At 41.2% G+C, this 17,034-nt stretch carries 12 protein-coding genes; 5 read left to right on the top strand and 7 right to left on the bottom strand.

Features of this window, described 5'->3' with window-relative positions:
- Nucleotides 1-54: 54 nt before the first annotated feature.
- Complete coding sequence (locus tag ND6B_RS09575; RefSeq protein WP_008114734.1) at nucleotides 55-885, bottom strand: CvfB family protein; 831 nt, start codon at nucleotides 883-885, stop codon at nucleotides 55-57.
- 2 nt (nucleotides 886-887) lie between these two features.
- On the bottom strand, nucleotides 888-2,210 hold the full coding sequence (locus ND6B_RS09580) for a DEAD/DEAH box helicase (protein WP_033103485.1): 1,323 nt from the start codon (nucleotides 2,208-2,210) through the stop codon (nucleotides 888-890).
- A 205-nt stretch (nucleotides 2,211-2,415) separates the two neighbouring features.
- On the opposite strand from ND6B_RS09580, the gene trhO reads away from it, so the two are divergent.
- On the top strand, nucleotides 2,416-3,423 hold the full coding sequence (gene trhO, locus ND6B_RS09585) for an oxygen-dependent tRNA uridine(34) hydroxylase TrhO (RefSeq protein ID WP_033103484.1): 1,008 nt from the start codon (nucleotides 2,416-2,418) through the stop codon (nucleotides 3,421-3,423).
- 58 nt (nucleotides 3,424-3,481) lie between these two features.
- Here the strand turns inward: trhO and ND6B_RS09590 are convergent, their stop codons facing one another.
- Nucleotides 3,482-3,919 carry a hypothetical protein gene (locus tag ND6B_RS09590; protein WP_033103483.1) on the bottom strand — a complete coding sequence of 146 codons (438 nt, stop codon included), beginning with the start codon at nucleotides 3,917-3,919 and terminating at the stop codon, nucleotides 3,482-3,484.
- Between the two features lie 220 nt (nucleotides 3,920-4,139).
- On the opposite strand from ND6B_RS09590, the gene ND6B_RS09595 reads away from it, so the two are divergent.
- From ND6B_RS09595 to ND6B_RS09610, 4 genes are all read left to right on the top strand, one after another.
- Entirely contained in the window at nucleotides 4,140-5,156 is a 1,017-nt protein-coding gene (locus ND6B_RS09595; protein WP_033103482.1) for an efflux RND transporter periplasmic adaptor subunit, read from the top strand.
- A gap of 2 nt (nucleotides 5,157-5,158) precedes the next feature.
- Entirely contained in the window at nucleotides 5,159-8,239 is a 3,081-nt protein-coding gene (locus tag ND6B_RS09600) for an efflux RND transporter permease subunit (RefSeq protein ID WP_033103481.1), read from the top strand.
- Nucleotides 8,240-8,325: 86 nt separating this feature from the next.
- Nucleotides 8,326-10,221, top strand: a complete 1,896-nt coding sequence (locus ND6B_RS09605) for a putative nucleotidyltransferase substrate binding domain-containing protein (protein ID WP_033103480.1) — start codon at nucleotides 8,326-8,328, stop codon at nucleotides 10,219-10,221.
- A 3-nt stretch (nucleotides 10,222-10,224) separates the two neighbouring features.
- The gene (locus ND6B_RS09610) at nucleotides 10,225-10,926 is read left to right on the top strand and encodes a 3'-5' exonuclease (protein ID WP_033103479.1); all 702 of its coding nucleotides are present in this window, start codon (nucleotides 10,225-10,227) and stop codon (nucleotides 10,924-10,926) included.
- Between the two features lie 78 nt (nucleotides 10,927-11,004).
- On the opposite strand, the gene ND6B_RS09615 is transcribed toward ND6B_RS09610, so the two are convergent.
- The 4 genes from ND6B_RS09615 to pxpB form a co-directional block, all read right to left on the bottom strand.
- The gene (locus tag ND6B_RS09615; RefSeq protein ID WP_033103478.1) at nucleotides 11,005-12,585 is read right to left on the bottom strand and encodes a BCCT family transporter; all 1,581 of its coding nucleotides are present in this window, start codon (nucleotides 12,583-12,585) and stop codon (nucleotides 11,005-11,007) included.
- A 799-nt stretch (nucleotides 12,586-13,384) separates the two neighbouring features.
- Nucleotides 13,385-15,049 carry an asparagine synthase B gene (asnB, locus tag ND6B_RS09620; protein ID WP_033103477.1) on the bottom strand — a complete coding sequence of 555 codons (1,665 nt, stop codon included), beginning with the start codon at nucleotides 15,047-15,049 and terminating at the stop codon, nucleotides 13,385-13,387.
- A gap of 287 nt (nucleotides 15,050-15,336) precedes the next feature.
- On the bottom strand, nucleotides 15,337-16,278 hold the full coding sequence (locus ND6B_RS09625; RefSeq protein ID WP_033103476.1) for a biotin-dependent carboxyltransferase family protein: 942 nt from the start codon (nucleotides 16,276-16,278) through the stop codon (nucleotides 15,337-15,339).
- Complete coding sequence (gene pxpB, locus ND6B_RS09630; protein WP_033103475.1) at nucleotides 16,275-16,931, bottom strand: 5-oxoprolinase subunit PxpB; 657 nt, start codon at nucleotides 16,929-16,931, stop codon at nucleotides 16,275-16,277. The genes ND6B_RS09625 and pxpB overlap by 4 nt, the downstream gene beginning before the upstream one ends.
- Nucleotides 16,932-17,034: the final 103 nt, after the last annotated feature.

The raw sequence follows: 17,034 nt of genomic DNA, 5'->3' as shown, positions 1-17,034 counted from the left end.
TTTCAGATACTAAAAAGCCACTTAGGTTTAAAACTTAAGTGGCTTTTTATTTAATTATTTTAAACGAATAGACTTAGCTTCAATATCAATTAATCCTTGTTTAAATAAACCGCCAATGGCTTTTTTGTAGTTTGCTTTGCTGGTCGAAAACACTTTTTTAATTAATTCAGGATCAGACTTATCGCCTATGGCTAATATGCCACCCTCATCCTTTAGTTTTTCCATTATTTTTTCACCAAGCTCGCTTACTTTACCCATGCCTGGTTTTTCAAGTATGACGTCAATTTTTCCGTCTTCACGTACTTTTTGAATAAATCCTTTTAGCTTTTGACCAACAAACAGGTTTTTAAACACCATGTTGTAAAACACGACGCCAAAATGGGATTCTTCAATAAGCACCTTGTAACCAATATCAGTTTTGCCTGCAACAATTAAGTCAACTTCTTGTAAGTGACTATACTGAGGCTCATCTTTTGATAAAAAACGGTTAAAGTTAGTTGAGGCACAAATACGCTGACTGGCGTTATCAAGATATAAACGCACTAAATATGAGTAGCCTTCTTGCATACGTGGTTTTTGTTCATTAAACGGTGCGAGTACGTCTTTTTCTAAGCCCCAATCTAAAAACGCGCCTATGCTGTTTATTTCTTTTACACGCAGTAGGGCATATTCACCCACTTGAGCATGCGGCTTTTTAGTTGTGGCTGTTGGCAGGTTTGCATTATCTAAAAATGTGAATACACTGATGCTATCGCCGGCTTCAAGCTCATGTTTTATTTCATGTTTAGGTAAAAAAACTTCACCTAAGTCGTGCCCATCTAAATAGGCACCTTCGTTGCTGACTTCTTTAACAAAAAGGGTTTGGGTGGTTCCTAGGTAACTCATAATTATTCCTGCTCAGGCTTTTTTTTACGACGCATCGGGGTATCACCATCAATATTAAGAGGTGCTTTATTTGGGGCCGCTGGCTTTTTCGGTTTTGCTTTTCGTTTTGGCTGTGGCTTATTCGCGGTCACTGCTTTTTTAGTCGGTTTAATTGGCGCTACTTTTTTCTCTTTAATACCTTTAAATTTCGCTTTTAAACCCTCAACAGCAGCAAACGATAATTCATCATTTAAAAATGATTTTATTGCCAAGTAACTTGCCCAATCTTTAGGTCCCACAAGTGATAATGCGTTACCTTTAAAACCAGCACGACCAGTACGACCAATACGATGAACATATTCTTCTGCGTGTTTTGGTAAATCAAAGTTAATAACATGGGTAACACTGAGTAAATCTAAACCGCGCGAAGCAACATCTGTAGTAATTAATATTTTAAAGTTTTCACGGCTAAACGCATCCATAATATCAAGGCGCTTACTTTGAGTTAAATCCCCAGCTAATGCGACAGATTTAAAGCCTTTACTATTTAATGATTCACTTAAACGGCTGGTATCAGCTCGTGTAGCAGTAAATATAATGCACTGGCCAACGTTATCTTGATTTAAAAAGTGCTCAAGCAGTGCTTCTTTATGATCAAGGTGGTCAGCTAAATACAGTGTTTGTTTAATATCACTGTGTTGCTCATTGGCTGCACTGAGCATAATTTGTTTTGGTTTTTTTAATAAATTACGCGATAACGCATCAACTTGAGCATGATCTAATGTCGCCGAAAACAATAAAGTTTGACGAAGACGATGATCGGCCAGTTCATTAATTAATTTAAGTTGATCGGTAAAACCTAAATCTAAAATACGGTCCGCTTCATCGAATATAAGTAATTCTAGGCCACTTAATTGTAATGAACGTTGCTTTAAATGATCGGCTAAACGCCCAGGTGTGGCGACCACAAAATGAGGGTCGTTACGCAATGCTTTAATTTGGTCGTTAAAATTTTCGCCACCGAGGATTTTAACGGCCTTTATGTTGGTACCGGCGATAAGTAATCGAAGTTGAGTAAAAACTTGGGTCGCAAGCTCACGAGTTGGAGCAACAATAAGTACACGAGGATCACGTTTACTGAGTGCTTTTTGTTTCATTACACGCTGCACAGCCGGTAATAAAAACGCTAAAGTTTTGCCTGACCCTGTTTTTGACTGAGCGAAAATGTCATGTCCCGCCAGTGCCGTTGGCACAGCATGGGCTTGAATATCGGTAGGCTGGGTGATCCCTTGGTGCGCTAATTGTGTTTCTAGGCGAGTATCAATCCCAAGTTCAGTAAAGTGCAATGTATGTTTCTCCAATATGAGCAAGTCTGTATAAATTTATCCGCGCATTATAGCCCACTGAGCTACTGCGCTAACAGTAAAAAGCGCATTATCATCCATTTTTTTGCATTTAAATAAAAAAAGCGTAAAATACGCGCCCCATATGCGCCGGATTTACGATTCGGTAAACGCCCCTTGCGGGTTTTAAAAGCAAAATAGGAATACCATGACTGCTGTCCATAAAGATAATGTAACCAGCGAACACTTTGTTGTTTGCGCTCTGTATAAATTTGTTTCTCTACCGGATTTTGAAGCACTTCGCCAACCTTTACTTAATGTAATGGAGCAAAACGAAGTGCGAGGCACTTTATTAATTGCCGCAGAGGGGATTAACGGTACTGTCTCTGCAAAACGTGAAGGCATAGATAATTTACTTGCGTGGTTAGACACCCAACCAAATTTAGACAACATTGTTACCAAAGAATCATTTGATGACGAATGCCCGTTTTACCGCACAAAAGTTAAGCTGAAAAAAGAAATTGTGACTATGGGGGTTGAAGGCGTAGACCCATTAAAAGTAGTGGGCAGTTATGTTAAGCCACATGAATGGAATGCCCTTATTTCTGATCCAGAGGTGATCCTTGTTGATACCCGTAATGATTACGAAATTGAAATTGGTACGTTTCAAAACGCAGTAGACCCAAACACTAAAACGTTCCGTGAATTTCCTCAGTGGGCCAAAGAAAACCTAGACCCATCAAAACATAAAAAAGTAGCCATGTTTTGTACTGGTGGTATTCGCTGTGAAAAATCAACAGCCTATATGAAAGAGCAAGGTTTTGATGAGGTATACCACCTTGAAGGCGGCATATTAAAATACCTAGAAGAAGTGCCTAAAGAAGAAACCATGTGGGAAGGCGAGTGTTTTGTATTTGATAATCGTGTAGCGGTAAATCATGACTTACAAAAAGGCTCATACGATCAATGTCACGCATGTCGCATGCCTATCACAGAAGAAGAAAAGCAAAAGCCAGAATACAGGGAAGGGGTGTCGTGTCACCACTGTATTGACAATGTAACCGATGAACAACGCGCTCGCTTTGCAGAGCGCCAAAAGCAAATAGAGCTTGCTCAAGCGCGCGGTGAAGGCCACATTGGTAACGAAGCACAAGCTGTTTTACAACAACGTAAAGAAGGTAAAAAAGCGCAAAAAGAAGCACAGCGAAATAAATAAGCGGTACTTTTTGTTTGTACGTTTTTAATAAAAAAACCTCAGTTTTAACTGAGGTTTTTTATTTTATACTCTTTTCACAATTGCTTGTATCTGTAGTAGAGAGCGTGACCTTGTTGGCAGCATTGACGAGCACACATTTTGTGTTTTTATCGAGCTTTTTCTTTTGAATAACGGTAAATTCACCTTCATCAGCAGCATATAAATTATACTGATACGCGCTATTACCCCCTTCAAATAAAGCAGTAAATAATCCACCGACTAGTCCACCAACAATCGCGCCGCCAATCATTTCTTCTTTATTGCCATCCAAGCTATCTACAAAGCCAAACCCCGCACCAGCAGCTATTCCAGTTCCCACTTCTGAGGAGAGTGTTACTTTTTGTATTGATTCAACAGACGCATAATAACGTTTAACAACTTGATTTTGATCTGCCCGATCAATCCCTGGTGATGCACAGCCTGATAGCAAGATCACCATAATTAAACTCTTTTTCATAAATGTGCCTTTATTAAAAATATTGATGAGCTAAATCATAGTCATAAATGTAATTTAAATATGTGTGGATTTTGTATGCAGCTGTAAAAATATGTAGAGTGGCTAGCATGCTTAATTTCAGCTTATTGTTTTGCTAATTTATCGTACTTAGCTATTTATTGATCATAGAGCTGTTAAACTGCGTAACATAATGCAAATAATAATTAATTAGGGTGATCCTTTGAAATCGCGAATTCTTTTTACCAGCGTGTTTTTTTCTTTAATGTCGTTAAGTTTATCTGTAAAGAGTGCCAATGTCGTGGTGGAGCAGGTAGCGATGGAACGTGCTAAAGAGCAAGTTCAGGCTGTCGGTAACGCCGAAGCAATTCATTCGGTTATTTTATATCCGGCTGTGGGCGATAAAGTAACGGCGGTGCATTTTAAACCGGGTGATAGGGTAAAGGCCGGTGATGTGTTACTCGAACTTGATTCACGCAGACAAAAAGCGGCACTTGAAGAGGCAAAAATAAAACTTGCTGACACCCAAAGAACCCTCGCACGTTTAAAGCAAAGCCAAGCAAAAGGGGCTGTGCCACAGAGTGATGTGGATGATGCAAAAACAGTTGTTGAATTAGCAAAAGTGACCCTTACCCAAGCAGAAACAGAATTTGAAGACCGCCAAGTTCGTGCGCCTTTTAACGGCACTATGGGACTTACCGACGTTGAAGTGGGTGACAGAATTACTCCCCAAACGGCGATTGCAAGTATTGATGATACGCGTGCTTTATATATAAACTTTAACGCCCCAGAATCGGCCGTTTATATGCTGCGCAATAAAGGCAATGTAAAAGTATTCCCTTGGCAGTCACAAAATGCTGTAAACGCAAAAATTGCTTATCTAGATTCACGAATAGACCCACAAACCCGCACCTTACGTGTAAAAGCGCAGCTTGAAAACCCGCAGCAAAAGTTCTTACCCGGCATGAGTTTTCGTGTTCATATTGAAGTAGAAGGGCAACGTTTTGCTGCTGTACCTGAGGCGGCATTACTGTGGGGAGCAACAGGCCCTTACGTATGGACAAGTGTTGATAAAAAAGCCACTCGAATTGATGTTAAAATTGAACAGCGCCTTGCAGGTCGTTTATTAGTTTCGGGGGCTTTAAAAGAACAAGATAACTTAGTGGTAGAGGGCGTACAACGCTTACGTGCGAACCAAGAGCTAAGCTTCTCAGCGCCAATCGCTAATACGCAGGAGTAGCCATGAAACAGCAACCTATGATGCAAGACTTGCCATCAATGGCTATTCGCCGCCCAGTGCTTATTGTGGTTCTGAATTTACTGATTATTATTGCCGGAATTGCCGCCATAGCAGGCGTAGAAGTTCGAGAGCTTCCAGATGTAGACAGACCCCGAATTACCGTATCAGCCTCGTTCCCTGGTGGTTCACCTGAAACCGTTGATACCGAAGTTACCAGTAAACTTGAAGGTGCCGTGGCCCGTGTGAGCGGTGTTAAATCGATTCGTGCGCAAAGTGAAGAAGGTAATTCACGTATTGTGGTTGAATTTAGACCGGGTGTTAACCTTGACGATGCTGCAAATGAAACGCGTGAGTCAGTTGCTCGAGTGCAAAGAGAGCTCCCTGAAGAGGTAGAGCGCGTTTCTATTATTAAGGCTGATAACGACGCTGAAGCGGTGGTTTCATTAACAGTATCAAGTGAAAGCTTATCGTTAGAGGCATTAACAGAGCGGGTTGATGTTGACTTAGCGCCGCAGTTTTTAACTATTCCTGGTGTTGCCGATGTACGATTAAACGGCGATAGAGAACGTGTGCTCAGGGTTCGCATTGATCCATTAAAGCTCAGCAGTTTTAACTTAACGATTCCAGATGTCGCCGATGTACTCAGGCAAGCCCCCTTTGATGTGCCTGCAGGGAGTTTAAAATCAAACGATCAGCAAATAATAGTGCGTGCTGATGCAACGTCTGTTACCCCCGCACAGGTGGGCGACATTATAATTCAGGGCGATACTCGTATTAGCGATATTGCTGCCGTGTACTTTGGTCCTGCCGATCCGCGCTCTATGGTAAGGCTTAATGGTAAACCTGTTATTGGTATGGAAATTATTCGCCAAGCACAGTCCAACACTATCGAAATTTCTGATGAAGTACTCAACCTTATAGAGGGAATGCGTGAGCGCTTTCCTGAGATGGAGTTTACGCTAACATCAGATGACGCGCAGTTTATTAGAAGCTCAGTAGATGAAGTGATTAACTCATTGGTTCTAACGGTACTGCTAGTGATCATCACCTTATGGGTGTTTATTGGTTCATGGCGTGCAACATTAGTCCCAGCATTTGCCATTCCTGTTGCGCTTATAGGTTCATTAGCTCTGATATGGGCACTTGGGTTTTCAATTAATATTTTAACCTTATTAGCACTGGTATTAGCGACAGGATTAATTGTTGATGATGCAATTGTAGTGAGTGAAAATATTCAACGCCAGCGAGGGTTAGGCCTTGGAAGGCGTGCCGCAGCGGTTGTTGGTACCCGTGAAGTATTTTTTGCCGTTATTGCCACCACTGCAGTATTAGCGGCTGTGTTTGTACCCATCGCATTTTTACCCTCTACAGCAGGGCGTTTATTTAGGGAGTTTGGTGGCGTACTAGCTGGTGCGGTAATTATATCTAGCTTTGTTGCGTTATCGTTAGTGCCGGCGCTCACCTCAAAATTAAAACTCAAACAAGGTGGTTTTCACCCCTTTGCTAAATTTGGTAACGTGCTTGCCAATATTTATACCAAAACAATTCATAAAGTACTGGATCATGCGTGGGTTACCTTTATTGTTTGTTTATTAGTTGCAGGCGGTTCGGGTGCTTTGTATATGAGTTTAGATAACGAACTGCTCCCTACTGAAGACCGCGGTAAAATTAGAATATTTGCCCGCGGACCTGATGGCGTAGGCTTAAATTTTATGGATAGACAAGCCATTAAAATGGAAGATACCTTACTGCCTTTCGTTGAAAGTGGTGAAATTGAGTCTATTTATACTGTGGTTGGGCAATGGGATCCCAATATTGTGTTTATTACTGTGCCATTAAAGCATTGGGATGAACGTAACTTTAGCCAACAAGAAATTATTAATAAAATTCGCCAGCCTTTAGGCAACATCCCTGGTGCACCTGCTTACCCTGGTGGTGCAAATAGCTTAAATTTACGTGGCCAAGGTGGCGGCATAGAAATCGCTTTACTGGGACAAGATTACCTTGAAATATTTAAGGCTGCACAGCAGTTCTCAGCTGAACTTGAAAAAGCCGTGCCAGAGGTTGCGCCGGTAAGAGTATCGTATCAGCCATCGCAGCCGCAATTGCGTGTTAATATTGACAGACGACGCGCAGAAGAACTTGGCGTGTCTTTAAGTGATATCGCAATTACATTAAGAGCCGCTATTAATGGTGACGATATCGCTGATTTAAACATTGGCGATCAATCTATTCCTATTATGCTGCAGGCACAAAATCAAACTATTAACGACCCGAGTGATTTAGCAAACTTGTTTATTAGAGCTCGTAATAATCAATTGGTGCCGCTCAGTAGTGTCGCTAACATTTCAGAGGAAGGGGTTGCCGCCGAGCTTGAGCGTCATGCTCAGCGCCGTGCCATAGAGCTCAGTATGGAGCTGCCTGAAGGCTTAACAATTGCCACCTTAGTGGAGCAAATAAAGCAAGTGTCTGAGCAATCATTACCAGCAGGTATTACCCTTGCGTTTAAAGGGGAAGCACTGACATTTGAAGAAACCTCCAACGAAGTATTAATGACCTACGTATTGGCATTTTTAATTGTGTTTTTAGTACTTGCGGCGCAATTTGAAAATGTTAACAGTGCAATCGTGGTAATGATCACTGTACCATTTGGGATTACATCGGCAATTTTAGCGCTGTATTTAACCGGTACCTCACTGAATATTTACTCGCAAATAGGCCTAGTGATGTTAATTGGGTTAATCGCTAAAAATGCGATTTTATTAGTCGAGTTTGCTGATCAATTAAGAGATCAGGGGCTGAGTGTTCGAAAAGCGGTTGAACAAGCTGCATTGGTACGTTTAAGACCAATCACCATGACCTTAATATCGACCTTACTCGGTGCGTTACCCCTAATTATGTCAACAGGTGCCGGAGCAGAAGCACGTAATGCCATTGGTTGGGTGGTATTTGGTGGACTTGCGTTAGCAGTATTGTTTACGCTTTACTTAACACCGGTGATTTATTTAGGATTAGCCCGCTTTACCAGTCCTCGTGGCGATGAGTCAAAGCAATTAGCCCAAGAGCTGGAGCAACTTGACTAACTAATTACGCTAATTGGCTATTTTTCTTTGAAAAAATAGCCAATTAAGCCCACAATTCAACTAGATTAAAGCCACAAGGATCACCCATGCAGGCCGAGCAAGTTGAAATAGCCCAATTTTTAGTTGAACACCCCCCCTTTGATACGCTTGAGAGCGAGGCACTAAACGAACTAGCAATGCAAATTGAAGTTGCTTATTTTCGTGCGCAAACTGATATTTTACATTTAGGCCAAGATATTAGTGACTTATATATTATTCGTAGTGGCTCGGTTGAAATTTCACGTCGTAATGGCGAGCTCTATAATCGTTTAGCCACAGGCGGCATTTTTGGCCAAATGGGCCTATTAATGAACCGCAAAGTGCGCTTTCCGGCTCGAGCCCTAGAAGACACCTTAACCTATTGTATTAACGTTAATACCTTCAACGAATATTGTGATAAATACGAAACTTTTGCCGATTTTTTCGAAGTGGATGGTAACGTACGTTTGCACCAAGCCATTGTAGAGCAAGCCGACAGCAATGATTTAACCACCGCGAAAGTGAAGTCATTATTACACCGTGATGTGGTCACAGTAACAATGCAAACTGCTATTCAAGACGTCGCATTTTTAATGACGCAAGAATCGGTCTCTTCAGTGTTAGTCACCGACATAGAAAAACAAATAAGCGACGACCCAGAAGAAGACGACGGTCAAGTTGTTGGGATCATAACCGACAGAGATATTCGCACTAAGGTGGTTGCCCAAGGGTTAACATATGATACACCCGCCAAAGAAGTAATGACATCAAGCTTAGTACTACTTGATAGCAACGCTTATGTGTTTGAAGCCGTATTAGCCATGCTAAGAGATAACTTACATCATTTACCTGTGGTACATAAAAAACGGCCAATTGGGGTGATATCGCTATCTGATATTTTACGCTATGAATCACAAAGTAGCTTACTGCTAGTACGCGGTATTTTAGCGCAACAATCTGTGGATGACTTAGTTCATTATGCGCGCCAATTACCTAATGTATTTGTACGCATGGTTAATGAAGATGCAAATTCGCATATGATAGGGACGGCCATGGCGGTCATAGGACGTACCTTTAAACAGCGCTTGTTAGCACTGGCCGAAGAAAAATTTGGCGCGCCGCCAGTCCCTTATTGTTTTATTGCCTTAGGCTCAATGGCCCGCGACGAACAGCTAATTGTGACCGATCAAGATAATGCTCTCATTTTGGATAATAGTTTTGATGAAGCACTGCACGATGAGTATTTTCAAAACCTATCAGATTTTGTGTGTGATGGTTTAGCTAAATGTGGCTATACCTATTGTGACGGTGAAATTATGGCGTCGTTTAAAAAATGGCGTATGACCCGAACACAATGGAAAGAAAAATTTGCTAGCTGGATGGCCGAGCCAAAACCGCAAGCACTGCTTAATAGCTCGATATTTTTTGACTTAGATGGTGTGTGGGGTAAGCTTAAGTGGGCCGATGAGCTTAAAACGTTGGTGGCCAAAGAAAGCAAAGTAAACAAACGCTTTTTAGCAAACCTTGCTGCCAATGCCCGCAATAGAACGCCGCCACTAGGTTTTTTTAATGGCTTTGTGCTTGAGCATAATGGCCAACATAAGCGCTCAATGAACTTAAAACGCCGTGGTACGGCGCCGCTATCTGATGTGGTGCGTGTGCACGCCTTAGCGGTTGGCTCACGTAAACAAAACTCCTTTGAGCGCTTAGAAGATATTATCGAGGCTAACTTATTACCAAAAGGCAAAGCACAAGATTTGCGTGATGCGTTTGAGTATATTGCCACAGTGCGTATTCGTCATCAGGCATGGCAAATAGAGCAGGGTGAAGCCCCAGATAACGATCTAGACCCCCATTTACTTTCACCCTTTGAGCAAAGTAATTTAAAAGAAGCTTTTGCTATTTTAGAAAAAGCGCAAAGCTTTTTAAAATTTAGCTATTCTGCGCATCCGGGAGTGAAATAAGTTATGGCTAAATCACCGTTAGATTGGTCACAGCGCTACGAGCAGTTATTGCAAAGTGCGCAAAACCCGCTGCTTAAAGACTTTTATCAACAAGCGTTTACCAATCAGGCTGCTCCACTTAAAGATGTCCCTTTTGTGGCGCTCGATTTTGAAACAACCGGCCTTGATGCGAATAGCGATGATATTGTTAGTGTGGGTTTAGTGCCTTTTAATGTAAAACGTATCTACTGCAAAGAGAGCCGCCACTGGGTGGTGCAACCTCGACGAGATTTAAGTGAAGAGTCAATAGTTATTCATGGAATTACTCATTCAGAAGTGGATGAAGCCCCTGATCTTAATCGAATTTTAGCGCCACTGCTTGATGCCCTTAAAGGCAAAGTGGTGGTGGTACATTATGCTGCAATAGAACGTCATTTTTTTTATAACGCGCTACTTATGCGTATAAAAGAGGGCATTGAGTTTGCACTAGTTGATACGATGGAAATAGAAAGGCGTGCGCTTAAAGCGCGGCAGGGGTTATTAGGCAGGCTGTTTAATTCAAAGCTAGGATCACTTAGGTTAAGTGATACACGGGAGCGTTATTCATTGCCACTGTATCAAAACCATAACGCGCTTACTGATGCACTAGCCACTGCCGAGCTGCTGCAAGCGCAGCTGAGTTACCACTATAGATCAGATACGCCAGTGAGTGAAATTTGGCTTTAGCTATTGAAGCATTACTGTTAAAAATAGAGCACAAAAAAAGCCGCAATTTGCGGCTTTTTTATTATGGAATGTGTTGTGTTATTTAACTGGGCGAGGCTCAGTTCGTAAACCTAAAATTAAGCTTACACACATCAATAACAATACAATGGTAAATGGCAGACCGGTTGATATAGCTCCCGCTTGCAGTGCTTCAATCGCTTGAGTGCCACCAATCCAAAGTAATGCAGCAGCAATAGCACCCTCAACAGACGCCCAAAAAATACGCTGTGGTACCGGCGCATCAATCTTACCACCTGCTGTGATTGAATCGATTACAAGTGATCCTGAATCAGAAGAGGTAATAAAGAATACCAGTACTAATACAATAGCAATGAAAGAAAGCACACTCGCCATTGGCATTTCATCAAGCATTTGGAACATCGCCATAGGCACACTTGTTAAACCGTCAGTTCCTAGGGCACCAATTCCATTAACTACTTGGTCAATTGCGATGCCGCCATAAATAGACATCCATAAGATAGTGACTGCTGTAGGAATAAGTAGTACAGCGGTTAAAAACTCACGAATTGTACGACCACGTGAAACACGGGCAATAAACATACCTACAAACGGTGACCACGAAATCCACCAAGCCCAATAAAATACTGTCCAACCATGCATCCATGTTTCATCTTCACGACCATGTGGGTTACTTAACGGAATAATGTTTTCTACATAGCCCATTACCGTGTTTGGTATATTACCCATAGATACAGCAAAACCAACTAAACATACAAATACCAGTAACACTAAAGCAATCAGCATATTAACGTTACTTAGTAGCTTAACGCCACCATCAATGCCTCGAATAACCGACACAATGGCTAATAACGTCACCCCTGTAATAACCAGAATTTGTGAACCTACGCCACCTTCAAGGCCAAATACGTGGTTAATACCCGCTGAAGCTTGTTGAGCACCTAATCCTAAAGACGTTGCCAAACCAAATAAGGTCGCAAGCACAGCTAAAATATCGATTATATGGCCCGGCCAGCCCCATGCTTTATCCCCTAAAATAGGGTAAAAAATTGAGCGTATAGAAAGCGGTAAGCCTTTATTGTATGTGAAAAACGCTAAAGAAAGCGCAACAACGGCGTAAATGGCCCAAGGATGCAGACCCCAATGGAACATAGTTGCGCCCATTGCAAGCTTTGCAGCTTCAGGGGTGTTGGCAGCCACATTAAGCGGTGTTTCATACCAGCCCGTGTAATAAGCCACCGGTTCAGCAACTCCCCAAAACATTAAGCCAATACCCATACCTGCTGCAAATAACATTGCCAGCCAAGAAATACGAGAATGCGATGGTTTAGCATCGTCGCCGCCTAAACGGATATTGCCGTAAGGCGAAAAAATTAAAACTAAACAAAAAATAACAAAGAAGTTAGCAGCCCACATAAACAGGCCGTCAAAATTATTAATAATATCGGTTTTAATACCATCTAGCGTCGTTTTAGCAACTTCGGCATCAGATACTAATACGGCAATTAAAAACAGCGCTATTAACCCTGCACTTATTCCGAATACAGGGTTATGTATATCAAACCCCCATTTTTGCACGTTGTCTTGACCTACGGTGTAGTCCGTATTGTCAATACTGTACTTGTCATGATTCTCGCTCATGCAATACCTCATTGGTTAATGAAACAGGCTGGCTTAATGCCAGTTTTTTATAGTTCACTGTATTCGTCTTATTAGATTCTTTGCCAAAGCTAACAACACGAATAATTAGAAGACTAACTAATTTAATTGCCCATCATACCTTTACTGCTAGGGGAGTTAAATATTAAATACGAAAGAATTAACACTTTGCTAAAATTTTGAGCTGACTTTGTCTTTTTATTGTACATGTCTGGTCGCTAAGAAAATGAAAACTAACGCGTTAGCACTTTATTTTATAGTCGTAAATAGCAATGAATGCAAAAGCTAAGTTAATGAATATTCAACTTAATAGGGTGTATAAACAGATAAATCACTTAATTGGATACGCTAAAAGCGTACTCTGATTTTTAAAACTAAGAGTAATTTGTTAAATGGGCTTTTTTATGACTTTTTAATTACATTTTTATAGCTTTGGATTTTTAGCCAAGGGGAGGTTAATAGAATCAGCAATGAAAATAGCGATGTTAAAGTAGTTTTTATAAAAAGGTGGCATACTTATTTTGCAGTTTAAACTAATTTGCTTTCTCATTTATTTTGAGTCTTAACAGCTTAACTCACGAAGAGGGTAAAGAGACGCTGCGCTTTTAGAGAAGTAACAAAGCCACATAATTAAACAAAAATGATTAGGCAGAATGGCTTTTGCTTTCTCATTTTCTTCTCATTCACTTCTCTCTGTGCAATAAGCATTTTAAGAAAATTACGCACAAAGACACCAAAAAAAGCTGCAGCTTTAACACTGCAGCTTAGGATGGTTAAATTTTTATTTGTACGCTTCGTTATGAACGCCCGCGGCGCGCCCTGATGGGTCGGCATTATTTTGAAATGATGCATCCCATGCGAGTGCTTCTGGGGTTGAACACGCAACTGATTTACCATGTGGTACACACTTAGCCGAGGCATCGCCTGGGAAGTGCGACTCAAAAATACTGCGGTAAAAATACGCTTCTTTAGAGTCTGGGGTGTTAATTGGGTATTTAAATTTGGCATTCGCCAATTCTTGATCCGTTACTTGCTCATTAACAAACTCTTTTAAGGTATCTATCCAGCTGTAGCCAACGCCATCAGAGAATTGCTCTTTTTGACGCCATAACACTTCATCTGGGAGGTATCCGTCAAAGCCTGCACGTAAAATGTGTTTTTCAATTTTGCCGTCTTTACACATTTTAGCTTCAGGGTTAATGCGCATTGCCACATCAACAAACTCTTTATCTAAAAATGGTACGCGTGCTTCAACACCCCAAGCCGCCATTGATTTGTTGGCACGTAAACAGTCAAACATATGGAGCTTTGAAACTTTACGGTTCAGCTCTTCATGAAATTCTTTTGCATTAGGCGCTTTATGAAAATATAAATAACCGCCAAATAATTCATCTGCACCTTCACCTGAGAGCACCATTTTTATACCCATGGCTTTAATTTGACGGGCCATTAAGTACATTGGGGTTGATGCACGAATGGTGGTTACATCGTAAGTTTCAATGTGGTAAATCACTTCTTTAAGTGCATCAATACCTTGTTGAATAGTAAAGATAATAGGGTGGTGAATAGTCCCTATCATATCAGCTACTTTTTGCGCTGCGGCTAAATCGGGGGAGCCTTCTAAACCCACCGAGAAGGAATGCAGTTTAGGCCACCAAGCATCGCTTTCATCGTTATCTTCAATACGTTTTGCAGCAAAGCGCTGGGTAATAGCGGAAATAACCGATGAATCTAAGCCACCCGATAGCAATACGCCATAGGGTACGTCACACATAAGCTGGCGCTTAACCGCCGCTTCCAATGCATCTTTTACATCTTCTGCTTTGGCATCGTTGTTTTTAACAGCGTCGAAGCGTTGCCAATCACGTTGATAGTAAGGGGTTAATTTGCCGTCTTTGCTGTACAGGTAATGCCCCGGCGGAAACTCTTCAATGTGCTTACAAATAGGTGACAGCGCTTTGAGCTCTGACGCTACATAAAAGTTACCGTGCTCATCGTGACCTGTGTACAGTGGAATAATACCAATGTGATCGCGACCAATTAAGTACGCGTCTTGCTCTTCGTCATATAAACAAAAAGCAAAAATACCATTTAAGTCATCTAAAAATGCCGGCCCTTTTTGTTTATACAGGGCTAAAATCACTTCACAGTCTGACTGGGTTTGAAAATCAAAGTCGACCTCTAAATTAGCGGCCAGCTCTTTGTGGTTATAAATTTCGCCATTAACCGCTAAAATATGGGTTTTTTCTGGGTTGTAAAGGGGTTGAGCACCGCTTGATACGCCAACAATGGCTAAGCGCTCATGCACTAAAATTGCTTTATCAGATGAATACACACCAGACCAATCTGGCCCACGATGACGTAACAGTTTAGACATTTCGATTGCCTGAGTGCGTAACTGGCTGGGATCCGATTTAATATCGAGTACACCAAAAATTGAACACATAATTTTTCCTCATTCCTATTAAGTGCCTACGATAGCGAGTTTGCTAAAGACTAACCTTGTTTTATCAGAAATAAATAACTAAGTCACACGGCTTTTTTAAATTAATAAGAATAATTTATGCACCAAACAAGTTACTGGTGCACCAACATGGTGAGGTCGATAGTGTGATAGCAACGAATTGTACAATTTTTAATTTAAAACAGGCAGGGATAAGCATTTAATGCTCATGAAAATATATATTTGCACCAAGTGGGTGCAAATATAATCGTTAAGAAAATAGCTTTAAGTTAATTAGCCCAATAGCGATTTAAACTCAATTTAAGCTGAGATAGATGCGCATCGAGTTTACTTTTTGCCGCGGTTGCTTGTTCAAGCGTTACAAACTCAAAAGTAATTGAATCGGCGGTTCTAAACTGAGCAAACTGATGTAAATCCGCCTCTATTACATGGCCTATCAATGGGTAGCCCCCCGTTGTTTGTGCATCATTTAATAGCACAATTGGGTTGCCATCGGGTGGGAGTTGCACGCTTCCCGGTGCTACCGCGAGTGAGTGCAGTGAGAGCGAGTGTTGCATTATTTGGCTATTATTATGATCTAAGCGTACCCCCATTCGATTACTATTCGGGTTAATAGTAAATGAGGTGGTACAGAAAGCGTTTATACACTCAGGTGTAAGTAGTTCATGATGTGGGCCTTGATGTAGCCGAATAACTTTTCGTTTAGGCGGTGTTAATGCGCCTTTATTGCATAGCCAAGGCTGAGTATATGGGGTTATTTTTATAATATCGTCGCTTTGTAATGCTCGGCCATTATAACCACCAATGGCTGCCCCTAAGTCGGTTGATTTAGAACCCATAACTTCAGGGCATTCAATTCCACCTCTTACGGCAATGTAAGCTCTGGAGCCACCGCGTCCTGTATCAAATTTAAGTGTTTGTTTTGCTTTTACCGGATAACTCCACCCGGGGTAAACGGCTTGAGTGTCAATTTTAGCGTTTAAGTCGGCTCCATGCAGAGCAATGACGGTATCGCACTCAAATTGCAATTCACATAACCCAACGGTGAGTTCAAGTACGGCATCGTTATCGTGATTATTTACTAAGCGATTGGCAATAATGTGCGCATAGGCGTCTAAGCTACCCGAGCGGCTAACCCCTAAATGACGAAAACCCACACGGCCTAAATCTTGGATTGTAAGCTGTATACCGGGTTTGATTACTTTAATCATTGTTTACTCCTTTTAACAGGCACAAATTCAAGGGTGTCACCGGGTTTAAATAAACAAGGGTTTGAGGCGGTTGCATCAAATAAACAGGCATCAGTATGAGCAATAATATGCCAGCCACCAGGTGAGTTTTCAGGATAAATGCCTGTTTGGTCTGCCCCAATCGCAATCGCGCCTTTAGGAACACTGACTCGTGGGTTATCACGCCTTGGGGTAAACAGTTGAGAATTGAGCCCATGTAAATAAGGAAAACCGGGCACAAAACCTAAAAACAACACATGGTAAATTTCTTTACTGTGTAAATTAATTACCTCATCTATTGTTAGCTTGTGATAATTAGCCACATAGTTTAAATCCTCACCTTGGTAATAGGTGTCTATTTTATGATGCTGACTTTCAAAGGCGTAATCATCAACCTCATCCCATAGTTTGGTTAAGGTGTTTTGCCATTGATGTAAATTACTGGTTGATTTTAAATACAAGGTTAATGAGTTCATTCCGGGGACTAAATCTATAAACTCATTGGTGTTTTTACAATACTGTGACAGCGCCCAGAGTTTTTTTTGCGTCGCAAGTATGTGTTGTTCGCTGTAGTGAGAAACATCAAAAAGCAGACTAGAATTTGTTAATATTTTTATACTTGGCAAAGTGCTCATACAGATAACTTATTAATATTGTTTGTATTTAAGCTATCACAGTCGTTGTGCTATTACGATATTAATAGACAAACTCGGATCGATTAAATTCCCGTCTTCGTAA

The organism is Pseudoalteromonas sp. ND6B (assembly GCF_000764215.1).
Classification (GTDB): domain Bacteria; phylum Pseudomonadota; class Gammaproteobacteria; order Enterobacterales; family Alteromonadaceae; genus Pseudoalteromonas; species Pseudoalteromonas tetraodonis.
Note: the sequence above shows the minus strand (reverse complement) of the source record. Positions and strands in the feature narration are given on the sequence as shown.